The organism is Nonomuraea sp. NPDC049141, from assembly GCF_040648415.1.
Taxonomy (GTDB): domain Bacteria; phylum Actinomycetota; class Actinomycetes; order Streptosporangiales; family Streptosporangiaceae; genus Nonomuraea.
The window spans coordinates 32666-55374 of record NZ_JBEZDR010000025.1 but is presented as its reverse complement, the minus strand read 5'-3'; the positions used below and the strand labels follow the sequence as shown (position 1 = coordinate 55374).

The 22709-nt window shown below is 65.1% G+C and carries 26 protein-coding genes and 1 pseudogene; 11 read left to right on the top strand and 16 right to left on the bottom strand.

What is annotated here, in order from left to right:
- Positions 1–59: 59 nt before the first annotated feature.
- The 4 genes from AB0B91_RS50600 to AB0B91_RS50585 form a co-directional block, all read right to left on the bottom strand.
- The gene (locus tag AB0B91_RS50600) at positions 60–356 is read right to left on the bottom strand and encodes a hypothetical protein (RefSeq protein ID WP_358337364.1); all 297 of its coding nucleotides are present in this window, start codon (positions 354–356) and stop codon (positions 60–62) included.
- Positions 353–763 carry a plasmid replication, integration and excision activator gene (locus AB0B91_RS50595; RefSeq protein ID WP_358337362.1) on the bottom strand — a complete coding sequence of 137 codons (411 nt, stop codon included), beginning with the start codon at positions 761–763 and terminating at the stop codon, positions 353–355. Before AB0B91_RS50595 ends, AB0B91_RS50600 begins: the two co-directional genes overlap by 4 nt.
- Positions 764–881: 118 nt before the next feature.
- The gene (locus AB0B91_RS50590) at positions 882–1613 is read right to left on the bottom strand and encodes a GntR family transcriptional regulator (RefSeq protein ID WP_358337359.1); all 732 of its coding nucleotides are present in this window, start codon (positions 1611–1613) and stop codon (positions 882–884) included.
- A gap of 142 nt (positions 1614–1755) precedes the next feature.
- Positions 1756–2040, bottom strand: coding sequence for a hypothetical protein (locus AB0B91_RS50585; RefSeq protein ID WP_358337356.1), 285 nt, complete (start codon positions 2038–2040; stop codon positions 1756–1758).
- A 319-nt stretch (positions 2041–2359) separates the two neighbouring features.
- On the opposite strand from AB0B91_RS50585, the pseudogene AB0B91_RS50580 reads away from it, so the two are divergent.
- Both AB0B91_RS50580 and AB0B91_RS50575 read left to right on the top strand, forming a co-directional pair.
- Positions 2360–2614 (top strand): annotated as a pseudogene (locus AB0B91_RS50580) (helix-turn-helix transcriptional regulator); the annotation flags it as partial.
- A gap of 207 nt (positions 2615–2821) precedes the next feature.
- Entirely contained in the window at positions 2822–3832 is a 1011-nt protein-coding gene (locus tag AB0B91_RS50575) for an XRE family transcriptional regulator (protein ID WP_358337828.1), read from the top strand.
- Here AB0B91_RS50575 and cutA read toward each other — a convergent pair.
- From cutA to AB0B91_RS50560, 3 genes are all read right to left on the bottom strand, one after another.
- Positions 3798–4073, bottom strand: coding sequence for a divalent-cation tolerance protein CutA (gene cutA / locus AB0B91_RS50570; protein WP_358337812.1), 276 nt, complete (start codon positions 4071–4073; stop codon positions 3798–3800). The genes AB0B91_RS50575 and cutA overlap by 35 nt on opposite strands.
- Positions 4074–4135: 62 nt before the next feature.
- Positions 4136–4273, bottom strand: coding sequence for a hypothetical protein (locus AB0B91_RS50565; protein WP_358337353.1), 138 nt, complete (start codon positions 4271–4273; stop codon positions 4136–4138).
- A gap of 29 nt (positions 4274–4302) precedes the next feature.
- A complete protein-coding gene (locus AB0B91_RS50560) occupies positions 4303–4842 on the bottom strand; it encodes an SMI1/KNR4 family protein (protein ID WP_358337351.1) in 540 nt (179 codons plus the stop codon).
- Between the two features lie 308 nt (positions 4843–5150).
- Here AB0B91_RS50560 and AB0B91_RS50555 point away from each other — a divergent pair, with 308 nt between their 5' ends.
- Positions 5151–5522, top strand: coding sequence for a hypothetical protein (locus AB0B91_RS50555; protein WP_358337349.1), 372 nt, complete (start codon positions 5151–5153; stop codon positions 5520–5522).
- A gap of 215 nt (positions 5523–5737) precedes the next feature.
- Here the strand turns inward: AB0B91_RS50555 and AB0B91_RS50550 are convergent, their stop codons facing one another.
- From AB0B91_RS50550 to AB0B91_RS50520, 7 genes are all read right to left on the bottom strand, one after another.
- Positions 5738–6082, bottom strand: a complete 345-nt coding sequence (locus tag AB0B91_RS50550) for a hypothetical protein (RefSeq protein ID WP_358337346.1) — start codon at positions 6080–6082, stop codon at positions 5738–5740.
- A 711-nt stretch (positions 6083–6793) separates the two neighbouring features.
- On the bottom strand, positions 6794–7078 hold the full coding sequence (locus tag AB0B91_RS50545) for a hypothetical protein (protein ID WP_358337343.1): 285 nt from the start codon (positions 7076–7078) through the stop codon (positions 6794–6796).
- Between the two features lie 204 nt (positions 7079–7282).
- On the bottom strand, positions 7283–7750 hold the full coding sequence (locus AB0B91_RS50540) for an RICIN domain-containing protein (protein WP_358337341.1): 468 nt from the start codon (positions 7748–7750) through the stop codon (positions 7283–7285).
- Between the two features lie 610 nt (positions 7751–8360).
- Positions 8361–9134: an NAD(P)H-binding protein gene (locus AB0B91_RS50535; RefSeq protein ID WP_358337338.1), complete on the bottom strand. Its 774-nt coding sequence runs from the start codon at positions 9132–9134 to the stop codon at positions 8361–8363.
- Positions 9135–9620: 486 nt separating this feature from the next.
- Positions 9621–10778 (bottom strand): site-specific integrase, encoded by a 1158-nt coding sequence (locus tag AB0B91_RS50530; RefSeq protein ID WP_358337335.1) that lies wholly within the window; start codon positions 10776–10778, stop codon positions 9621–9623.
- 58 nt (positions 10779–10836) lie between these two features.
- Positions 10837–11877 carry a WD40 repeat domain-containing protein gene (locus AB0B91_RS50525; RefSeq protein ID WP_358337332.1) on the bottom strand — a complete coding sequence of 347 codons (1041 nt, stop codon included), beginning with the start codon at positions 11875–11877 and terminating at the stop codon, positions 10837–10839.
- A gap of 529 nt (positions 11878–12406) precedes the next feature.
- On the bottom strand, positions 12407–13033 hold the full coding sequence (locus AB0B91_RS50520) for a hypothetical protein (RefSeq protein ID WP_358337329.1): 627 nt from the start codon (positions 13031–13033) through the stop codon (positions 12407–12409).
- A 372-nt stretch (positions 13034–13405) separates the two neighbouring features.
- Between AB0B91_RS50520 and AB0B91_RS50515 the strand changes: the two genes are divergently transcribed.
- From AB0B91_RS50515 to AB0B91_RS50505, 3 genes are all read left to right on the top strand, one after another.
- Positions 13406–13738: a DUF6247 family protein gene (locus AB0B91_RS50515; RefSeq protein WP_214644045.1), complete on the top strand. Its 333-nt coding sequence runs from the start codon at positions 13406–13408 to the stop codon at positions 13736–13738.
- A complete protein-coding gene (locus AB0B91_RS50510) occupies positions 13739–13984 on the top strand; it encodes a hypothetical protein (protein ID WP_358337326.1) in 246 nt (81 codons plus the stop codon).
- Positions 13985–14482: 498 nt separating this feature from the next.
- Positions 14483–14806 carry a transposase gene (locus AB0B91_RS50505; protein WP_358337809.1) on the top strand — a complete coding sequence of 108 codons (324 nt, stop codon included), beginning with the start codon at positions 14483–14485 and terminating at the stop codon, positions 14804–14806.
- Positions 14807–14878: 72 nt separating this feature from the next.
- On the opposite strand, the gene AB0B91_RS50500 is transcribed toward AB0B91_RS50505, so the two are convergent.
- Entirely contained in the window at positions 14879–15520 is a 642-nt protein-coding gene (locus AB0B91_RS50500; RefSeq protein ID WP_358337323.1) for a recombinase family protein, read from the bottom strand.
- A gap of 167 nt (positions 15521–15687) precedes the next feature.
- Between AB0B91_RS50500 and AB0B91_RS50495 the strand changes: the two genes are divergently transcribed.
- The 3 genes from AB0B91_RS50495 (at position 15688) to AB0B91_RS50485 (ending at position 17960) form a co-directional block, all read left to right on the top strand.
- Positions 15688–16086, top strand: a complete 399-nt coding sequence (locus AB0B91_RS50495) for a DUF4158 domain-containing protein (protein WP_358337806.1) — start codon at positions 15688–15690, stop codon at positions 16084–16086.
- Between the two features lie 131 nt (positions 16087–16217).
- Positions 16218–17405: a hypothetical protein gene (locus AB0B91_RS50490; RefSeq protein ID WP_358337320.1), complete on the top strand. Its 1188-nt coding sequence runs from the start codon at positions 16218–16220 to the stop codon at positions 17403–17405.
- Between the two features lie 66 nt (positions 17406–17471).
- On the top strand, positions 17472–17960 hold the full coding sequence (locus AB0B91_RS50485; protein WP_358337317.1) for a hypothetical protein: 489 nt from the start codon (positions 17472–17474) through the stop codon (positions 17958–17960).
- 18 nt (positions 17961–17978) lie between these two features.
- Here AB0B91_RS50485 and AB0B91_RS50480 read toward each other — a convergent pair whose 3' ends face one another.
- On the bottom strand, positions 17979–19262 hold the full coding sequence (locus tag AB0B91_RS50480; protein WP_358337314.1) for an MFS transporter: 1284 nt from the start codon (positions 19260–19262) through the stop codon (positions 17979–17981).
- 415 nt (positions 19263–19677) lie between these two features.
- Here AB0B91_RS50480 and AB0B91_RS50475 point away from each other — a divergent pair, with 415 nt between their 5' ends.
- Positions 19678–20655: a helix-turn-helix domain-containing protein gene (locus AB0B91_RS50475; RefSeq protein ID WP_358337311.1), complete on the top strand. Its 978-nt coding sequence runs from the start codon at positions 19678–19680 to the stop codon at positions 20653–20655.
- A 379-nt stretch (positions 20656–21034) separates the two neighbouring features.
- Positions 21035–22690 carry a Mu transposase C-terminal domain-containing protein gene (locus AB0B91_RS50470; protein WP_358337307.1) on the top strand — a complete coding sequence of 552 codons (1656 nt, stop codon included), beginning with the start codon at positions 21035–21037 and terminating at the stop codon, positions 22688–22690.
- Positions 22691–22709 lie beyond the last annotated feature (19 nt).

The following is a 22709-nucleotide window of genomic DNA, read 5'->3' as shown; positions in this document are numbered from 1 at the left end:
CGCGTCAGGGGAGATGAGGGGCCGCCGGAAGGACCAGTTCCAGCGGCCCCGCTTATGTGTCAGGCCGCCGCCGTGTTCTGCTCGGCGTGCAGGCGCTCGCAGTCGGCCAGGTAGCCGGACGCGGCGGTGAGCAACTGGTAGGCGAACCGCAGGTGCTCGTCAGTGATCTGGGTGTTGCTGGACGTTCCGATGGAGACCTGAGCGGCTCCGTAGCCGATGCGGATGAAGGCTTGGGCGTCGCTGCCCTTGGCGGGGTAGTACTCGACGTCGGCCAGCGCGTCGGGGTAGATCGACACCCCGATGTGGGGCTGCTCGTTCGCGTGGATGTGGATGGTGGTGTAGCTGTAGCCGTTCATGCTGCGGCCTCCTTGCCGGTGGGCTTGACGTTGGTGCGGGGTGCGAGCATCTGTCGCGCCTTGATCGAGTAGGCGAGGCGTCCCGCGCCGTTGACGTAGGGCGTGATGGTCAAACCGTCGAACTCGACGGGTGTGATCGGCAGTCCGGCGACGGGTGCCGGGGCAACCGGCTGGACCGCGCTGAGGATCTTGACCGCCACGGTCTTCTGTGCCGCCTTGAGCGACGGGTCGGCGTCCATGACGGGGATCTGCCAGACGGGTTCGCCGGTGTTCTTGTCGCGGGACTGGACGAAGCGTCCGTTGGTGGATGCTTCGAAGTCCTTGACCGGCTCGACCTCGCCGACGGCGTAGCAGCCGTGCGGGAAGACCTGGGCGAACGAGACGGGGATGGGTCCTTGAATAGCCATGTTCTGACTCCTCTTAGCTGGTCAGCCATCTTGACTGGCCAAGTTGTAGCTCTATTAAGCACGAAGCCCACTTGGCCAGTCAAGTAGGCCAAGTGGGCTTCGTGGGTAAAGTTTGCCGCTACCGGATTGGGTAAGCGTCTTCCAGCTCGTGACGATCCCCGGGTAGTACGGATTCGACGACGACCCAGGGCTTGCCGGTGGCATCGCACGCCACCGCGTAGACGGCCAGGAGTGCGTCCGAGCCCTTCACTTCAAGGAGCTTCGACTCCTCTTTGGTGGGGTTACGAGCGGTGATGTGCTCGATGATGTGATCGAGCGTGATGCCGGCTGTTGACTCCACGTAGCGGCGTATGCCCTGGGTGAGGTCGGCCGACTCGGTCAGCGGCGTACCGTCAGCCACCTCCACCGGTACCCACGTCGAAGAGATCTCGGTCGGCTCGTTGTCATGCTGGACAAGCGAGCGACGCAAGACGACGGGTGACTGTGGCTTGATGCCGAGGTAGGCCGCGATGCGGTTCGGCGCCTCCACCTGATCGGCGGCGAGGAGGCGGTTGGAGACCTGGACCTCGCGCCGGTCCAGCAGTTCCCGTCCTGGCCGGGCTTGCTGGTTGGTGGGCATGGTCGGGCGGCCGCGTACGAAGCGGCCCTTGCCTTGGTGGGTGGCTATCCAGCCTTGATCGCGCAGGACTCCGAGGGCTTTGACGACGGTGGGGCGAGCCATCCCGAATTCGGCCATTAACGTGTGTTCGCTGGGCAGCAGGGAGCCGGGCGGGTACTCGCCCGAGTCGATGCGCCGCTCCAACTCCGCGATCAGTTGCGCGTACTTCGGAGGCGTGTATTCAAACGACATCAGAGCCTCACATTCAGCATGCCTGTCTAGCCAAGCAGGCTAGCAGTCCATGCTGCCTATGCGGACCCCCTTCTCGGCCAGGAAGGCATAACCACGGCATGACGGCGCGGCCCCCTGGGAAGAACCACGCCGCCACGCCCGCTCAGAGCACTCGGCCAGACAGCAGCGACACCCACATCTCGCCCGCCTCGTCGAGTGCCAACGGGTAGGTCTCGCGGACTTCCGCCCTGGCCGCCTGCGTGGTCGTGCGCCGGATGAACGCCCCGCCGCTGGCGTAGCAGAGCTCATAGGCGGTGTCGCGGCAGTAACAAGTCCAGGCGATCACTCGGACTCGCCCGCTAGACCATGCGGGCAGCCAGTCCAGCCTGTGGACGTCCCGCTTCGGAGCGGTGACGTGCGGGCTGACGCAGTCCATGATGATCTCCATTACGCGGCCCTCCTCCTGCCAACGCCCGAGCATTCAAAGCAGGTGACCTTCACCGGGGCGACAGCCACGCCGTCAATGCGGCACTCACTGTTGGCACGGCTCTTGCGCACCCAGCGCCAGCCCTTCGCGCGGCAGGCCCGGCACCTCTCACTCGTCGGCTCATCGTTGGCGTTCATGGATCAAGGGTCTTCAGCTGCGGTTATCGGTCCCATCCCGAGCCGTGATCCTCAGGCCAGATGTGCGGTATCCCTTGACGGGATGACTCCGAGCCGTGAGCGTGTAGTTACCGGCAGTCCAAGGACGCAAGGGGAAACGGCAGATGCCCGCAGAAGCGGCCCAACCGGTCGCCATACCGGCTGACCTCTGGCAACGCCCCGAAATGCTCCACGCACTCCGAAATCGCGACATCGGCCATCTCTTCCGGCTTGTCCGCCAGTTCGCCGGGGTGAGTCAGACCCGCATGGGCGTCGCGGTCGGCCTCAGCCAGGGCAAAGTCAGCGAAATCATGAAGGGCAGTGTCCAGGTCACCTCACTGGACGTCTTCGAGCGCGTCGCCGACGGTCTGCATATGCCCGACGCCGCTCGGATGAGTCTCGGCTTGGCGCCGCATGTCGTCACCGGCGTCCCGGTTCCGCGTACACCCATCCTGGCGGGGGATGGGACACCAACAAGTGCGCTGCCTAGCGTGGAACAAGTTGTCGTCGGCCCGCGTCAGCAGGACGCCCCTCAAGACGTAGATGTGCTCACGCTGGCCTGGATAGTCGGAAGGCTGGACGCACACGTGGACCGTCGAACCATGCTCATCCTCGCCGCAGGCATGACCGCCGAAGCCGCAGCTTCCATCGCTGACCCGTGGGAGCGCCTGACCCGGGCTCTGAGTGGACCGCAGGCTCTCGACGAGGACACCGTCGAGCGCCTCGAAGCTCGTACCATCGGCTTCCACCGCTTGGAGTACACGCTCCCTGCCCGGTCCATCTACCAGGGCTTGACCAGTCACATCAACGAGCTCAGCAACCTCCTGCAGAACAGCCCGCCTGACCGCTTCCGCCGCCGCCTGGCTGCCACCGCGGGGGAAGCTGCCACCCTCGCCTCCTGGCTCGCATGGGACCTCAAACAGCCTGCCCAATCCGCCTCGTTCGACCGCGTGTCGGCGCTGGCCGCTAAGGAGAGCGGGCATCCCGTCATCCAGGCATGCACCTACGCCTACAAGTCTTACGCCGTCGAGGGAAACGCCGCCTTGCAGTTGGTACGGCAGGCGCAGCAGTTCATTCCCGCCCAGGGCGACGACGCGACGCGAGCATGGCTGCTCAGCCGAGAAGCCGAAGAACTGGCCGCTCTCGGTGACCGTCACGCCGTTCAACTGCTGCACCAGGCCGAGGAGACGTACAGCGGCGCAAGGCCTCACCGCGAACGCGCCTGGACCCGTTTCCTTGACCCGGGTCGCATGGCCGCCTTCCAGCTCTCCACCTACGTTCGACTCGGCGACGAGCGCCGCGTCATCGACGCCGGCCAGACCGCCCTCAGCTCCATCGCCCAAGACGCCCACCCCAAGCGAGCAGTCGTCATCTACACCGACGTAGCCCAAGCACAGTTCCAACTCGGCGACATCACCGAGGGACTCACCTACGCTCGCCGAGCTCTGGAGTCGGCGCAGCGCAGCGAGTCAACCTGGGCCCTCCAGCACCTCGCCGCCATCGAGAAGACCCTTGCCGCCCAGAAGGACCAGGCCGCCCGCGAACTACTCGGCGACCTCACCTCTACACGCCGGACTCTGGGCTCGTCTCCCGCCTGATCCACTCCAGATAGTCCGCCGTCCCTGCCACCAGCGGAACGGCGACGATCTCGGGGACTTCGTAGGAGTGCAACTCCTGAACGTAGGCGGCCAAGTCCTCGAAACGCTCCATGGTCGTCTTCATCAGCAACAGCCACTCGTCGGCTCGCTGCACCTCACCGCCCCACCAATAGGTCGAGACGATTGGCGCCACCACCTGAGCCGTCGCAGCCAGCCGACGCCCCACAACTGCCGAACACATCTGGTCCGCCAGCGCACGGCTATCCACTGTCACATGAACCTCTATGCAGTCGGTCACGCCGCTCACACTGCCGAATTGTTCTCATAGGTATCAAGGGCGGCGCTGCGCGCCGCCTCGCGGCCCTCCTGCCGCTCGGCGGCCGGGCGTGCGGCCTGGGGGCCGGTCCCGGCCGCCGACGGCTCGGGCCGCGCTCTATGCAAGGTCGCCAGTCCTTACACGTTGGTGAAGGTCAGGTCCATATCCGACACTCCAACGGATGGCTTTCGGCTCCTTCGGCGAACCCGCTGCCGTCGAATCTCGTCCCGGACGCCCATCCAACGAGCCACTCCGTCATGGTCTCCTGGATCGGTGGCTCCTGATCTGCATGGCGCGGGACCACGATGCATGGCCACTCTTCTGGCTCCCCAATCGTCAGCCAGCCGATCTCATCGCCGTCAATGGTGCTTCCCCAGGGAAAAAACCCACCCGGTTCCGGCCACATAGCCAACGGATGGTATTCGGGAAAATCCTCACGGAGATCCCTGTAATCGTCACCCCAGTGCGCCGCCTGTACGCGATATTCCTTCGGCAAGGCTCGGGGATCATGGACGCTGAGCCATCGGGCGAACTCGCAGCGTCCGTAGCGTTCGATGAAAGCCACATAGTCAGCAGGAAGCCGAAGCCCGAAGTCGGAAAACACGTCATTCCACTCATCGGTCCCGAAGGCCGGAACGGGAGGGGGAGGGACAACGGCGATGAGCTGCTCAAGGGCGCTGAAAACGCGATCCATGGCGGCGACTGTAGCGAGCAGCTCCGACAATGGGCCTCCGGCGGGGGCACTCTGGCTCCGGGATGATCGCCGTGCCGGGGGTGAGTCCGTAAGTGGCTGGGGTGGAAGCCTGATCATCCCGCCCGCCATCGACCCGGGACAAGCCGAGCAGGCCAGGGCCACGGGGCCAAGGTCGTTCCTCCAGTTGGGGGCTCCACCTTGTCCCCGTGGCCCTGGCCCGCTTCCCCTTCGGGCGGGTCGACGGCAGACGGGATGATCAGTCGGGCGGAGGCTTGCGCAGGTGCGCACATCCCAGAAACCCTACCGTCATGCTCACCGTACGGCAGCTCCTCAACTACCTCGAAGGTCTACCCCACGACACTCCCGTAGTGATCGACGTCCGCCCTGGCGATGAGTACGTGCTGGTCGAAGACATCACCACTACCGACGAAGGCCAGGCAGGAAGCCATACACCCACGGGCGTCGAGTTGGCGACGCGCAGAGTCCAGCAAGACGCGATCCAACGAGAGCTTGGTGAACTGCGCGCGGCACTCTGCTACACCCTGGGCAAGTTCCATAGGGAACCAGGCCCGCAAGGATTGACGATCATCTCGGTACTGTCCGACCAGGAGATCTTCAACGAGATCCACAGACTCCGCACGATCGCCGAGTCCGTCGAGAAGCAGAGCTCAGGCCTCTGATCGCCGTGCCATTAGCGTGCCATTAGCCAGGGTGACGAGGGGTCAACCACGGTCACTCACGACCGGCCCGAGAACGGCGCTGATCAGGCAACCCCTGCTCCCATGCCAATGATCCCTGCAATTCCCAAGCTGACCGCGCGGCACTGCCCCTCCGCTGTACCAAGCGACAATGCAGCTGCTCCTAGAACCCTTCGAGGTCGTCACACTCAGCCCTTTCAAGCGCCTTCCCATGCCCACACAACCACAAGGGCTGCAGGCTTGGCTGATTTCTTCCTAATCTCCTCCTGAATCTCAGGTTCATTTTCCACTTCGACAGGGTCAAATGGGCGCACAACCAGCTGATCACTTCCCCACTTTGGTGACTCCATCGTTACCGAAGTCGGCAGGTTGGTGCGCAATATTTTCCAGCCGCGTCTACCCAAAAGATCGATGGCCCTGTTGACCGACTCGGGGCCGCTCTTGCCGCCGGCATCGATCACAAACATAGTGATGATATCGTTCGTATCTTCCCAGATTCCTTCAGAGGTCGACTCGCCTATTACCTTTCCGACGCTGCGCACCTCATCAAGGACCGCCGGATCAACCTGCGATGTTGTATATCCGCACCCCGACATGAGCAGGGAAGCGGTAAGAAGAATTGCGAAATTTCTACGAACTAAGCGTGCTCGCCTTCGGCGTGGGCAGGCATGGGACGACATGGCCATGAGGGACCTCGGTCTCAGGAGATCACGGATGACTGCGGGGACGGCCCGATCATTTCGTTGAGCGTCGAGTTGAGACAAGCCCCACGTAGGTCAGCACCTAAGGGCAGGACTGTTCGTGCTGTGTCTCGCACTCCGACCACATGGCGACAGGGGCTTCAGACTTGGCTGCGGCACACTCGTTGCGTGCCCGTTGCGTGCCCGTTCGTAGAGCGATCAGCGGGGAGTCACGGGGACTCACGGTCTCTCGACCGGCATATGCCCAGGTCAGCGTTTCCCCAGCTCAGAACCCATGATCTTGAAAGACTTCCCAAGCTGACAGCGCGGGTTCGATTCCCGTCACCCGCTCTTACGACGAAAGCCCAGGTCGGAAATGGTGTCCGAAGCCTGGGCTTTGATCTGGTTGTGCCTTGCGACGCGCTGGTCATCGTGGCGAGCGTGTTACCGGTATGACGAAGATCGTGGACGTGAATTGCCGGGACGTTCGCCTTCTTGATCGCCTTGGCCCAGATCTTCGTGAAGGCGCTACGTCGGAGGTGAGCGCCGTGCTCGCCGGCGAAGGCCAGGCCATCAGGTTTGGCCTGGCTGAAGCGCCGAAGGTGCCCACGCCAGGTCGCTGATGATGACCTCCGGCAGCGACACGACCCGCACGCCCGCATCGGTCTTGGGGCGTCCCGTCACGAGCTCGCCCGTCTTCATCTCGGAGACCGATTCCTCGATCCTGACCCTCCGCGCGTCGAGGTCAAGGGTGTGCCGCCGCAGAGCCGTCGGCTCAACCCACCTCGGACTGCCGAAAGTGGCGAGGAGCACCAGGGCGCGGAAGCGAGGCGGCACGGCTGAAGCAAGCGCGAACACCTGGGCACGGTCAGCACGGGCCGTTCCTCCGGTCGCTCCACCCCAGCATTCCTGATCTTGCGCGGATCCTTCTTGCTCAGCTCGCCCTCAACGGCGGTGTTGAGGACGCCACGCAGTAGGCGATATGCCTTGGCCGACGTCAAGGGCGGCGCTCCGCGCCGCCGCGCGGCCCGCGCACGCCCGCACTGATCCACATGACCCTAGTCAGGACCACTTCTGGTAGTTGGTTCCGTTGCAGTCTCTGAGTTTGACGCCTAGAGAGACGCTCGCGGCGAGGCACTTACCGTTCTGCAGATTCGGAACAGCGCCCGAATCGTACGTGTACCACCGCTGGTACAAGTTTCCCCTGCAGTCGACGAGTCTGATGCCCTTCTCGACGCTCCCGTCGAGGCACTTGCGGCTCTGCACGTGAACGATGGTCACACCATTCATCGTCGACTCCGTGTACCACCTCTGGTAGTCGGTTCCGTTGCAGTCTCGAAGTTTGACACCTAGGGAGACGCTCGCAGCGAGGCACTTACCGCTCTGCACGTGCTTAATTTCCGGGAACGAGACCTTACCGGACAGCTGCGACGATCCCGATTGCCGTTCGGCGGCGGCTGGTGTGGCGACAGTCATGGTGAGCACAGCTGCCGCCACAGCTGCTGCTTGGATAATGACACGGGAATCCATCGTTCTCCTTGGGACATCGCGGCGATTTTGGATGCTGCCGGTTGGGCAGCAAGAAACGCCCGTCACATGCGGGTTGTTGACACGGCCAACGCTAGCGAGGGGCGGTATATCGCGGGTATGGCAGTGATCCGGGCAAGGCCAGGCCGGACACCCGCCTCGTCGACCTCGACCACGCTCAACCGCTACACGCACGCGTCGCCCGAGGGCCTGTAGTGCCGAGTCGACAATCGCCTCTGGAGTGGATCTCCAGCTAAGGGATGGGGAAGTGCTCAAGGTCGGCGGGTCCTAATAGGGCCGAGGCGGGCGGGGTGCGCAGTGCGCTTCAATCCCAGGTCGGAGAGCTGATCCTCGTGCCAGATGCGTGCCAGGCGGACGGCAGGTCAAGGTCATTCAGGGCCACTCATGGCCACTCGTCGCGGTCTGACCAGGACCCCCGTTCTCCCCGCTCAGGACAGTAGCCGGTTCCCAAGCTGACAGCGCGGGTTCGATTCCCGTCACCCGCTCCACGTATGGAAGCCCAGGTAGACCGGTGGATTCGGTGCTTGGACTTTGATCTTGCCGGGCTCGTGTCAGTACGCGGGTCGGTCACACGGCATCAGAGCCTTCGTCGTTAGAGAACCTGCGGCGAATGACGGTCCAGGACATAAGAGATGACCGTTTCGGCGGGCCTTCCGAGCACTCGCTCCAGATCAGGGGTCTGCTGTTCCAACGCGCCCGCGCGCACCTGGGCAGAGAGCCAGCTCATGGGGCCTGGGCCGGCGTCCGGCACCTCGCGGTAGGTCACTCCCAGCGCCTTGGCTACCTCGGGATAGCTCCACAGAGGCCCGGTGAAGTCGTAGGCCTGGCCCAAGTGCCCCTCACCCGTCAGCACGTTCGCTGCCGCCTCGGCTAAGTCCGACCGGAACGCCGTGTTCAGGCTGCGGCCTCCGGTGCTGCTGGTGATTTCTCCGCCGGAGATTTGCGGGACGAACGCGTCGCTGTAGAAGGGATGGCGCAACAGTGTGTGCGGCAGACCGCTGTCAAGGATGGCCTGTTCGGTGGCGTGATAGGCCTCAGTCATGCCGGTGGCGACGCCACCGGCTCCCAGGAAGCTGGTGAAGACGATGACACCGACGCCGACGTCTTTGGCGGCGGCCACGGCGGCCAGGTGCTGCCTGATCCTGCGGGCGGAATCCAGTTCCGGGGAGGAGATCAGAAAGAGACGGCCGGCCCCGTCGAAGGCCTCACGCAAACTTGCCGGGTCGTCGTAGTCACCGCGCCGTATTGGAACGCCTTCGGGAGCCCGTTCGGGATCACGCACCACGGCTACCACCTCCGCCCGGGTACGCAAATGGCTGATGACGAGGCGGCCGAGTGCACCGGAAGCGGCTGAAATTGCGATCACTGAAAAGACTCCCTTTGTGAACAGTCGCACCAGTGAACTCCCGCCGAGTGACGCTGCGCCACTCATTTCCGGCCAGCCTCGGCTATGCCAGGGGCGCTCAGCTCTGAAGCCAGCGAGAAGCCGGCCGTGCAGTTGGCTGCCGCTTCGCAGAGGGCGACGCCCTCGCAGACTGCCCTCAGCTCCGTACCATGGTCGCCGAGCCTGTCGAAGAGAGCAGTTCAGCGTCCTGATCGTTGGGCCATTAGCGGGCCATTATCCAGGGTGACGAAGGGTCAACCACGGCCACTCACGATCGGCCCGACACCCAGCTCAGCCGCCCTGCCTGGCGTACTCGATGCAGTTCCCAAGCTGACAGCGCGGGTTCGATTCCCGTCACCCGCTCCACATTCGAAAGCCCAGGTAGACCGATGCACTCGGTTCCTGGGCTTTGATCTTGTCTAGGGTTGTTGATCTCTGCGTGCCATTAACGTGCCATTAGGTCTGCGATCAGCTGACCGGGGCGAGCACATCAGGCGGGTCGTCGTCGCCGTCTTCGCGTGCCCGTTCGTGCCCGATCAAGTGCTTGTCGATCGCTTCCGTGATCACCTTGTCGGCACCTCTGACGGCGTGCTGGTAGATCATCGCGGCTCTGACGTTGTCGTGACCCATCCTGGCCATCAGGTCCTTGAGCCCCGCCCCGGACTCTGCGGCGATCATGTTTTCGGTGTGGCGGAGATCATGGAAGTGCAGACCAGGAAGGCCGAGCGCGCGTACGGCCTCGGTCCATCCGGACAGCTTGTTGAAGCCGCTCCGCCGCATCGGACCGCCCTTGATGCCCGCGAACACGAGAGCGCTGTGTTCCGGCTGGACAAAGATCTGCAAGTGTTTCCGGAGTGCCGGGATGATCGCCTGCGGGATGCCGACCACACGCCGGCCAGCCTTGGATTTCGGCGGCCCGATCACCAACTCACCCGTGGAGCGCTCGACGTATGCGGCCTTGATCCGCACCGTTCCGGCGTCGAGGTCGATGTCACTGCGGGTCAGCGCGGTGATCTCACCCCATCGCAGGCTCGCGAAGGTGGCCAGCAGGACGAAGGCCCGGAAGCGCCGGCTGTGGGTGCCGTCGGCCTGGCCTTTGTCGAGCATCTTCCAAAGAGCCTGCTCGGCCGCTGCTCGTGTGGTGAAGACCTCGGGATGAGTTCGCATCTCGCCATGCCGCTGGAACCGGAGCCGGTACGCCTTGCCGGACTTCCGGATGTTGCCGATAGGGCGACGCCCGATCGCATCGGCCAGGGCGAAGACCTGAGACACGGTGAGGACGGGCCGTTCCTCTGCCTTCTCGTCACCGGCCCCGCGGATCCTGCACGGGTTGCGCGAGATGATCCGGTCGTCTTCAGCGGCGGTCATCAAGACGGCGCGCAGCAGCCGGTAAGCCTTGGCCGCCATGCTGACCGAGACACCCTTGCTCAGAAGATCAGCACGCCACTGTCGAATCGTCGCCGTCGAGAGCTTCCCGAGGGGGACCGCGCCGAGATACGGGGTGATGTGCTGCTTGAGCAGCCAGCGGTACAGGTCCACCGTCCTGGGCCGGAGGCCGGGGCGCTGGTCGATCCAGATTGCCGAATACTCAGCGAGCTTGATCTTGCTCCGCTCCGGATCCGGCAAGGATCTCAGGGCTGCTGCGGAGCTTGTCAGCTCAAGTCCTTCTGCGCAGACCTGGGCGTCATGCTGGCGAGTGGCTGGGCGTGTAGACCAGGTCGACCCATTCCCGCTTGGCTTTCGCCGTAAAGCTCGCCAGCACACGGGTGATCTCGCCGTTCAGGTCAATCACTACTGCCCGGGAGCCATTGTCGTCGCTAACCTCGACGGACAGGTGCTGATCGTCCCACCATCCGATCGCCGGCCCGTTCTCGTTGACGTGCTTAACCAGCTTGCCCGTTTTGAAGTCCCACAGGCAGAAGCGGTTCTCGGTGTACACGCACAGTGTGAGGAGTCGCTTGCCCGAGGGTGAGAACGAATCCGTGCCGTGCATGATGCCGATCTTGCGTAGCGTGCGAACTGTGTGCCCGTCCTGCCGGTACACACGGACGCCTGCGTACGGGTCCGAGATGCCAGCGACCAGATATTTGCCGTCCGGAGTCCACTGGAAGGTCGCATATTCGTGGACGCTGCGGACGGTGACGGCCTTCGAGGTGCCGGTGACGGGGTCAACGATGACGAAGCCGACCGTTTCGATCCCGTCCTTTTGGATGCTGAGGACGAGTTTGCGGCCATCACGCGTCCAGATAGGCCTGGTGGTGTTCAGCGGTTTCCGTACCGTACGGATGCGCTTGGCCCTGCCCGCGCTGTCGAAGATCACAACGGAGTTGTATGCCCCGGGAGAGGAGTAGGGCACGCCCGCGACCTTTCCACCTTTCGGCGCCGGTTGCAGCTCGCCATACCCTTTCCTCGCCATGAAGGTGTTCCCATCGGATGAGCGGAGATAGGCGGCGCGGCGCGATGACGACACCTCCTTGCTGAAGGCCGTCACCCTCCACGGATCGCCGTCCTGTTCATGGAGCACGACGCCGGCGTCGGGCACGTCGATGTCGGCGCCGATGAGTTGCTGGGCGGATGCGGGAGCGGTGGTGACCGTGGACAGGAGCAGGCTCACGGATAGCGCACCACGTAACAGAAGGGAGTTGATCACGATGGCAGCATAGAGCGAGATCGTGATCTGCGAAGGCGTCCAAGTTAGTCTCGCGCTGTCCTTGCCGTGATCCATCGAGATCTTATGGATTTGGCGGAGAAACGCCGAGCAGAGAATAAGGACCGCTATGGGAACGAGGTATCGCATCGAAGATCTGGAGTATGCGCGGAAGCCTGACCAAGGGTAGCCATCGCCACGGTGCCTTTGCCGGTGGCGGCAATCGCAGCCACCAAAGGTTTGCTCCACTTTTAATCCGCAGGCTGTGGGAGCCACCTCGGAAGCCACCGGGGCGAAGGATCTTAGATCGGGGCGGACGCATGCGGACGAGGGGACGCCGTCGAGCTGCACGGCGAATGAGTTCGAACGTTGGTGGAGATCGTTTGGGAACCTACGGATCAGAAGATGCGTGCCCGTTGCGTGCCCGTTCGGACGGCGATCAGCGGGGAGTCACGGGGACTCAGCGGCACTCGACTCACATACGCCCATGTCAGCGTATCCCCAGCTCAGAACATGTGATCTTGAACGGCTTCCCAAGCTGACAGCGCGGGTTCGATTCCCGTCACCCGCTCCAAGCACGAAAGCGCTGTCTGGCATGCCGGATCGCCTACTCCTCGAACCAGGCCACCAAGCGGACAGCATCGTCTCCGTGAACGTGCGCGAGCGTACGCATGACTGTCCATACTCCGTGCCAGAGGCTGTCGGGCGGCACGGCACGGCGGCGCGTGGCACGCTCAACACGGAAGATGGTGTCTCTGTCCCTCCACTCGGTGCCTTCATCCCACAGCACAGCAACCTGATAAGGGTCGACGGTCAAGGTATCCACGCCACTTACCCGAGCGAATCTGCGGCTCCATACCGAGCAGTAAACGAGTTCCAGGCTCTGATCGGGAAGCTGCCGGTACTGGGCTACGTTGGTCGGATGGAGCGCGGGTTCATCCCAGTCGATCGTGGTGACCTCATCCCAGTTCAACCACGTGACACCGAAGGCAGCTTCCCCCCATTCCGCCAAACCCGCTTTGGTGATCTCCGACGCATCCTGGGGGAGCCCGCGATCGGCCGCTATCGGTCGCCAGTGGCCTGAGCGGCGAACCCCGAAGAGACAATCGAAGGCTTCGTAGTCTCTACCCACCAACATCTTCACCGAGATAGCAGCAACCCAAGCGGTCTCCCCGACATCGAGTCCGGGAGTCCATGTACGGCATTCGATGAATCCATGGATGTCGGTTCCCATGCCGAGATCTTCTTGTCCGCGCAGAGGCGCTGTCCAACCCTTTGTGATCACGAGGCCGTAGGTGGGTGAGGTAGATGCTCGAGCAGAGCGAGCGGAGTGCGTGCGGGCCGCCAGGCCGTGCCCGCTGCGTGCCCGTTCGGACGGCGATCAATGGGCAGTCGCGGGGACTCACGGTCACTCGACCGGCATCGTCCCAGGTCCACGTTTCCCCTGGTCAGAAGCTGTGATCATGAAAGACTTCCCAAGCTGACAGCGCGGGTTCGATTCCCGTCACCCGCTCCATTTCGTACTGTGGCAGGCCCGGCTCTCGTGTGTGCGTGAGGGATGTCACCCTTCCTCTGTAGTCTCTTGAGGACAAGGAAGGGAGCGGGCATGACCGCACAACCGCAGGACTTCATCTCCGTCGGCGCGCCTCTGCCTGAGAAGAACCTGCGAGGCATCCGCGCCGCGCTGGTCGTCCCGGAAGATCGCGAGGCTTTCGACGCCGGGCTCAAGGCTGTACTCGACGAGGTCAGGGTGAGCCTGGATCTTGGAGCGCTGAACGCTTTCGTGCACCGCTGGTGGATCTCCGCGTGTGACACCGCAAAGGATCCCGAGGGGCGCCGTCAGATGCACGTCCGCGCCCAGCAGGCTCTGGCCGGCGAACCCGTTCCTCAGGGGAGGCCATGGCGGGAGATCCTTGCTGCTCGTGGGATCGATGTCTAGGTGTTCAAGCTCATCATCGATCCCGTAGCCGAGGAACAGATCGCTGCCCTACCTGATCATGCACTGCATCCGCTCGCGGATCTGTTCGCGCTGCTGGAGACCGCTCCTTGGAGTGGAGACCCGTACAACTCCAAGAACCCAAGGGCGAACATGCTTACGCACCCGTTCGGAGAACGTGGTCTCGCCACCTATGTGGTCCTGGACCGGCAGCACGAGGTCTACCTTGTTCGCATCGAATGGCCATAGGGGTCCGTGCCCGTTGCGTGCCCGTTCTCACAGCGATCAGCGGGGAATCACGGCAACTCACGGTCACTCGACCGGCATATGCCCAGGTCGGCGTTTCCCCTGCTCAGAGGACATGATCTTGAAAGGCTTCCCAAGCTGACAGCGCGGGTTCGATTCCCGTCACCCGCTCTTAGCGTGATAGTCCAGGTCGGATGCGAAACCTGAGACCTGGGCTTTTTGATCGCCTTAGCTCAGATCGTGGTGGAGGCGCTCCTCTTGAACTGGGCCCATGCTCGCTTACCAAGCCAACCCATCAGCCATCGGACATGTGATGGCGCTCCCAGATGCCGGCCTTCCTGCCCTTCACCCATACGGGCGGCGACCACATGCACGGTTCCTCCTTTTCTCCGATGGTGCTCACCGCGATCTCTGCCTCATCTTGCGGCGAGACCTCGAAGTAACCGTCATTGAACGGTTCGGCGAAGTCGCGGGCAATCGACTCCGCGAGCCACGACGCGGCTGAAACTCAAGGAGGTCCTGGCAGCCTGCCCGCACCTCGACGCCTTACACGGCCACATCAAGACCTTCGCGGAGATGATGACCGAACGCCAAGGCCACCGCCTCGACGCCTGGATCGACGCCGTCCGGGCTGACGACCTGCCCCACCTGCATTCCTTCGCCAACGGCCTCGAACGCGACCACGCCGCCGTCCTGAACGGACTCACGCTCCCTTACAGCTCAGGCGCTGTCGAGGGCAAAGTATGCAAGATCAAATTCTTGAAACGGCTCATGTTCGGCCGCGCCAACTACGACCTACTCAGAAAGATGGCACTGCTGAACTGAGCCGAGATCACCGACCGTGACCACTCCCCAGCAAATGCACCAGACCCCGGTGAATGGCCGGAGCCTTCGGCGCTATTTGGCCGGGCCGGGTTCAGGTGTGCCGGCGAGGTAGCGGTGCAGCGAGGTCTTGGGGATGCCGGTCTTGGTGGCGATGACGCCGAGGGAGTGGCCTTGGGCCTTGAGGAGTCGCGCGTATTCGACCTTGTCGTTTGGATGGGCCTGGGGTCGGCCGACGCGGCGGTTGTTGGCCTCGGCGACGGTGCGGGCGTGGGCGGCGCGTTCGGTGGTGAAGGTGCGTTCCATCTCGGCGAACAACGCCAAGAGGAGGAAGGCGATTCTGGCCATGCCCTCGTCGGCGGTGTTGATCGGGAGGGGGTCGGCCAGGGATCGCACCCCGATGCCGCGCTCGGACAGGTCGTGGACAAGGTTGAGGACCTCGCGCAGGTTGCGGCCGATCCGGTCCAGGGTGTGCACCACGATGGTGTCGCCGGGCCGGGCGTAGGCGAGCAGCTGGTTCAGACCATCGCGATCGACGGTGGTGCTCGTCTTCTTGTCGACGTAGGTCCGTTCGTCGCCGATGCCGATGGCGGCCAACGCGTCGAGTTGCCGTTCGAGGGACTGCTTGGTGGTGGAGACCCTGGCGTAGCCAAGTTCCAGACCTTGCTGGGGATGATCGATACCGCTGCCCATGCCCGGCAGAGTACCGAAATTCATCTCCGTACTCTATTTACGGAACGGCTGTTGTGGAACGACTTCCGGAACGGCAGTCGTCCACCGATGTCCGGTTTCCTGGCTGAGATGACGGACCTCGGCAAGGCGTTCCGGTTCCAAGGATGTGGAACGACGACGTGGTCGCGGTCGTTGTCGCGGAGGGCCAGGTGATGAAGGAGCTGGAGCGGTTCCTGCTGGATCGGGCAATGGAGCACGACTCGCCGACGCTGCTGTTCAATCTGGCGCGCGAGTATCTGATGGCGGCCAAGGTGATCCGGCCCGGCGCGCTGGTGTTGGCCAAGATGGTCGGCACCGCGCGTAAGGCGGCCTCTGATCTGACGTCGCAACTGGTGGCGCACCTGCTGACGGTGGAGGTTCGCTCCGATCTGGGGCGGATGCTGCTGGTGGATGCGGGGTTGGGGATGACCCGGCTGGAGTGGCTGGTCACGCTGACCCGGGGTGCTTCGGCGACCTCGGTGAAGACCGCGATCGACAAGCTGACCTGGTTGCGCGCGATCGACGCCCACTGCCCACCGGCGCCGACCGCCAGGCCGCCCTCAACAAGTTGACCGTGGACGAGTAGCGGGAGGCACGTCCGTTACCGCCATCCCGGTGATGAATGGACCACGGTGGGCTCCAACCTGTTCGGCATCCTTGTGGAGATCGACTCGTCGCCCATAGGAGCACATAAGGTCAGAGCGTGGATAGTTCGCTCTACGTTCTCGTCGAGGATCTGCACGGTGAGGGCGTCGAGAAGGTGCTCGACCGTGTGCGGGGATACGGCGTGGCCGGGATCACGGTCGGCGCCGTCCATCACGGGTCCAGCGACATCACCCCGCACGGGCGGTCCAAGCTGACCCTGCGGCACGACGGGGCACACTTCGACCTGCCTGACGACCTGTTCGCCGGGCTTCGGCTGGTGCCGCCGGCCGGTTACACCGACGCCTTCGACGGCCTGCTTGACGCCTGCCGCGCGCGCGGGCTGAAGCTGCACGGCCGGACGGTGTTCCTGCGCAACGGCACGCTCGGCGCCCAGCATCCCGACGTGATCGTGCGCAACTGCTTCGGCGACCGCGGCTACCCGACCGACCTGTGCCCGGCCCACCCCGATGTGCGGCAGTACGCTGTGGCCCTGGCCAGGTCGGTGGCCAGGCTCGGGGTGGACAGCGTTGTCGCCGAGGGACTGCACTACCGGCCGCTCAAGCCGGAGCGGTCGTTGGTACCGCTCGGGCCTATGGACGCCTACCTGATGGCCTTGTGCTTCTGCAACTTCTGCATGGCGCGCGCGTCCGATCTCGGCGTCAACGTCGACATGGCGCGCGAGGAGTGCGCGCGGATCGTCGGCGGCGTCCTCGACGGCGACCCGCCGGCCGAGGGCGAGGTGACCAGGGCCGCTCTGACCGCCTACGCGGGGCCCGACGTCGTCGACTACGCGCGCGCCCGCTGCGAGACCGTGACCTCGCTGGTCTCGCAGGTGGCGGACGCGGTGGCGAGCGAGGGTTCCAAGCTGGTCTTCGTCGACCCGACGGGCGCGGTGAAGGGCTACCGGGACGGCCTGCCCTCACCAGTGCTGGCCGCGCACGACGCCTGGCAGCTCGGCGTCGACCCGGTCGCGCTGAGCGACCTCGTGCCCTCCTTCGCCGTACTCGCCTACGCGCGCGACGCCGCCCGGGTGGCCGACGACGTGGGCGCCTACCTGCGTTCGGTGGGCAAGGACCGGGAGGTGCGGGCGGTGCTGCGCCCCGGCTACCCCGACAGCGACTCGGCCGACCGGCTGACCGCCAAGGTGCGCGGCGCCCAGGCGGCTGGCGCGCAAGCCATCGACTTCTACTCCTACGGCCTGGCCAGCAGCCCCGTGCTCGACCGCATCCCGCACGCGCTCAGCTGACTCCGCGTGCCGAGAGGCGGTGGCGTCCGCGAAACCATGGAAACGCTTTGCCCTCCGTCCGCCGCCGTGGCGTTCGGTGCGCAACTGCTCCAGCTCGGCACGCAACTCCATGAGCTGCCCTTCCCGGACCGCGCGCTGCTCCTACAGCTCATCCCGGGTTCCGGTGAGCTCGACCGCCAGGCCCTCACAGGCGGCGCGTTCGAGCGCCTGGCGGGCGTCCGCCTGGCCCTGCTCGGCGCGGGCCTGCGCAACCTGTGCGGCCCGGAGGTCGCGGGCGGCCTGGTCCTGGGTGGTGCGGATTGTGTCGGCGGCCACCGTCTTGGCCTGTTCGGCTACGGCGCGGTCCGCCGCGGCGTCGGCCTGAGCCTGGTGGCCGTCGGCGTTCGCTTGCCGCTGGATCCGGTCGGCCTCCTCGCGGGCCTGGTGCACGTCCGCCTCGGCCTGAGCCGCGGTGTCCCTGGCCAGCGCGTTCGCGTGTGCGATCTGCTGCTCGGCCTCTTCACGGGGCCTGGCGCACGTCCGCTGATGAACTCGGCCCCCTTGGAGCGGCGGTAGGACAGCGGTGTCGGCGGTTCAGGCCCGCGTCGATGGTCGTATGCGGGCGTCGGGCATGTCGCCGGTGGCAGGCCAACGCCTGCCGCCTTCCCAGTAGGACTGGACTTCGTCCAGGGAGCGGCCCTTGGTCTCCGGTGCCAGGAAGTGCACGAAGAGCCAGGCCAGGGTGGTGATGGTCAGGAGGATGAGAAAGGTCAGCATGCCGCCGACGGCGTTGAGCAGGTCGAGGAAGAACTGGGCGATGAACAGGTTCGTCGTGAGGTTCGTCAGCAGCATCACCGACGCTCCGGCGCCACGAAGGTGGTCTGGGAAGCCTTCGGCAGCAAAGATCCACACGACCGCTCCGAAACCGGAGTTGAAACCAATGATGAAGACAATGAGGCCGAGGAAACCCACCACCTCGGGAGAGTCGGTGGCGAACATGAGCACCATCAGCGCATGGCCCAGGCCCATGAGGGCGGTGCCGGTGAGCAGAACGAGCCGTCTGCCGAACCGGTCGATCGTCAGTGCGCAGACGAACGCCGCGGCAGCGCCCGCCAGTTGGACGAAACCAGGCAGAACCAGCAGCCCGAAGCTATCGGTATAGCCCATGCGCTGGAAGATCCGGGGGCTGAAGAACACTATCGCGTTGACGCCCGTAGCCTGCACGAAGAAGCCCAGCGTGACAACGAAGACCGTCAGCGCCCGGTATCGGGAGCTGAGCATGGTGCGCAGGACACCCAGCCGGCGCGAGGCCCCGGCCGTCGAGTCGGCCCTGCGATCCTGCTGGAGTTGACGCCAGCGGTCGGTCTCGGGCAGCCGTATCAGCGGCGCGGTGCTGGCGAGGGCGAGGACGCCGGGAATGACGAGCATCAGACGCCACTGCCCGCCGCCCGCGAGGAGGTAGCCGCAGAGGTAGCCCATCGCACATCCGAGCGAGGTCGCCACCTGGTACAGGACCGCGATGCGTCCGCGAGCGCGCGTCGAGGCCGATTCAGCGATGAAGATGGGCATCGCCACGATGGCTACGCCCATCATGGTGCCCTGCACGAAGCGGCTTGAGTCCAACCACACCAGGGTTTCCGACGTCACGGTAAGGGCGGTGGCTGCCACGTACAGCAGCGCCAGCCAGATCAGGGTTGCCCGACGGCCGAGTGCGTTGACGAGCTTGCTGCCCAGCAGCGCGCCGACGATCCATCCAGTCGCCGTAGCGGCGTACAGCGAGCCCTGCTGAGTCGTGGTGAGCCTGAAATGGTCCGTGACCAGTAGTAGCGCGCCGGCCATGGCGCTGGCGTCGTATCCGCCGGTCAGTCCTTTGAGCATGGCCAGGAGACTCACTTTGGTGTCCTGTCGGTGCCGGACAGTGGGTGTGGGAGTCAAGGAATTAGTCCTCCACGGGTACAGGGGCCGTGTGCCGCTTTGGTCGTCGAGCTGGGGGCGACTGATCTCCGGTCAGGCCCGGAGCCGGTACGGCGCGTTCGTTGCGGCACGCCGGCGGTGACGGCGATGCCAGCTGATTGCCGGTGCGGCTCGAAGATGGGGTCGGTGGGTCGTCGTCGCACCGGGCCTCGGCGATCGGCTGGGGTCGAGCAACTGATGAGCGAGCCAGCCGTTCAGTACCAGGAGGAACAAGACGACGAGAGATACGGCGGCCTGAAGCAGCAGCATTCCTCTATCGTTCAGCGGCGCTGGTCGGTGAACCAGTGACAAGAATGCCGATGGTCGATAGTTTCTGGCCATGCATCGAGTGGCGGTCCTGGCGGTCGATGGTGTCGACAGCCTCGACCTGGCGATCCCCCTTCAGGTGTTCGGCCTCGCCCACTCGCTGGACAAAGCCCCAGGCGCCCTGTTCGGCGAGCCGCTGTATGAAACCTTGATCTGCGGCGAACGGCGCACTCTGACGGTGACCGGTGCCGGAGGTGTGGAGTTGTTCCAGATGACAGCCCCGCATCTGCTCGACGTGGTGCACACCGCTGACACGATCGTCGTCCCTGGCAGCAACGAGGACCGGGAACCGACACGGGCGGTGATCCAATGCCTGCGGGACGCGCACGACCAGGGTGTGCGGATCGCCTCGATTTGCAGCGGAGCGGTCATACTGGCGGCAGCCGGCCTGCTCAACGGCCGATCAGCCACGACCCATTGGAGCAGCGCGGCCCAGCTCGCTGAGCGCTACCCGGACGTCAACGTGGATCCTGACGTCTTGTTCGTCGACGAAGGCGACGTGCTCACCTCGGCCGGTGCCGCCACTGGGCTGGACCTGTGCCTGCACATGGTCCGCACCGACTTCGGGTCGGCCATCGCGGCCGAAGTAGCCCGGCACACCGTCATCGCACCTCAACGCGACGGCGGGCAAGCCCAGTTCATCATCCATCCCCAACCAGGCCCAGACCACGGCTCGCTCGAACCGACGATGCGCTGGATCCGCGATCACCTCTCCGAACCGATCACGCTGGCCGACATGGCCGGCCACGCTGCCGTCAGCCAGCGCACCCTCAACCGCAGATTCCGCGAACAGACCGGGACGACTCCGCAGCGATGGCTACTCCTGCAGCGGATCCACCTGGCCCAGGAAATCCTCGAAACCTCAGATCTCTCCGTGGAAGAGGTCGCTCGGCGATGCGGCTTCGGCACTTCAATGAACCTCCGACAACACTTCGCCAAGCACGTCTACACCTCCCCGAACCGCTACCGGCAAACCTTCAACCCCCGCTGACCAATGCCGCCTTCACCAACCTCATGCACTCAGCTCACCATCGCCCGGGCGGTGAGCCCGCACCTCACACCGCGGGACATGCGGGTCGGCGGGGGGTGCAGGCGAGCGCGGCACAGTGTGCGATGGTGAACATCGTGCGCCTCCCGGCAGCGGTCTTTACACACTTCCGTCTGCGTTTGGTGATACCCCCCACCAGGGCCCCCGACCTTGGAGATCGCGGGGCCCTGCCACGCGTCTATTACCGGCGCCCCTACTTGAGCGATCTGCAAGCGATCGGCCGGCCGGCGACGACGCAGCGCTCGACCAGCGCATCCCGAGGCACGAAATAGGGGGCGAGCAGCGGTGGCAGACGATCGCTGGCAGGGGGATTCTGGTGTTCGTGGCGGCGGATGAGACGGGCGGTCCGGTCGGCCCGGCCGGTGAATCCGGCGGGCAGGACGGTCGTGGGGGTCCGCTGAGCGGCCTGACGGAGCTTCGCCGCCAGCAGGCGATGGAGCGGTGGCGGCTTCTCCGCCCGCATGTGGAGGACGGCGTGCCGCTGGCAACGCTCGCGGCTCGCTGTGGCGTCCCTGAACGGACGCTGCGGCGCTGGCGCGCGGACTACCAGGCCGACGGCCTGGCCGGTCTAGCTCGTGCGCGGCGTTCGGACCGTGGCCGCCGCAAGATCCCCGACGAGCTGGTCGTCTTCATCGAAGGCCTCGCGCTGCGCCCGCCCAAGCCGAGCGTCGCGGCGATCCACCGGCAGGCAGCCAGCGTCGCCGCCGCCCGCGGCTGGCCGGTCCCGGGATACACCACGATCTACGAGGTCGTCAGGAACCTCGACCCCGCGTTGGTGACCCTCGCGCTGGAGGGTACGAAAAGGTACCGGGAGGTGTATGACCTGGTGCATCGCCGTGAAGAGTCCAAGCCGAACCAGATCTGGCAGGCCGACCACACCGAGCTGGACATCTGGGTGATCGACGCCTCCGCCAAGCCGGCGCGGCCGTGGCTGACGTTGATCGAGGACGACCACTCCCGCGCGATCGCCGGGTACGCGCTCAACCTGGAGGCACCCTCGGCACTCACGACCGCGCTGGCGTTCCGGCACGCGATCTGGCGCAAGAGCGAACCCGGCTGGCATGTGTGCGGCATCCCCGAGGTGTTCCATCTCGACCACGGCTCGGACTTCACCTCCGCACACCTGGAGCAGGTGATGGCCGACCTGAAAGTCCGTCCAGTGTTCACCAAGAAGGGACAGCCGCACGGCCACGGCAAGATCGAACGGGTCCTGGAGACCTTCAACCAGATGTGCCTGGCGCACCTGCCCGGCTACGCACCCGTCGGCACCCCCGACCGGGCCGGCCAGGCCACCCTGACCCTGCCCGAGCTCGACGCCGCGATCGGCCGGTTCATCCGCGAGGTGTACAACCTGCGGCCGCACTCCGAAACCAGGACACCGCCCCAGACACGCTGGGAGGCGGGCGCGTTCATCCCGCGCATGCCCGACTCGCTCGAACAACTCGACCTGCTGCTATCGACGGTCGCCAAACCCCGCAAGGTCCACACCGACGGGATCCATTTCCTGGCGCTGCGGTTCATCGACCCGGTCCTGGCCGACTACGTCCGCGAGGACGTCACCATCCGCTACGACCCCCGCGACATCACCGAGATCCGCGTCTACCTGCGCACCCTGGACGGGGAGAAGTTCCTGTGCCGGGCCATCTGCCCCGACCTGGCCGAAGAGACGGTCAGCCTCAAAACGATCACCGCCGCTCGCAACGCCCGTCGCAAACACCTGCGCGGCCAGCTCACCACCCGCACCGCGGTCGTCGACGCCCTCCTGGCCGCCCACAGCGAACCCCTGCCCGCCGCCTACCCGGCCCCCGCCCTGCGCACCTGGACGACTCCCGACGAAAGCACCGCGGCCGACCCCGCTGCCACCGGCCACACGAGCGGCCCGAAAACCGGCTCCGTCGTCCGCCAGGCCCCTGAGCAGGACGGCGCCAACCCTACCCCAGGTGACGCTCCGCGACTCAAACGCTACTGGAATGAGTGAGCTGCTCCCCGCCCGGACA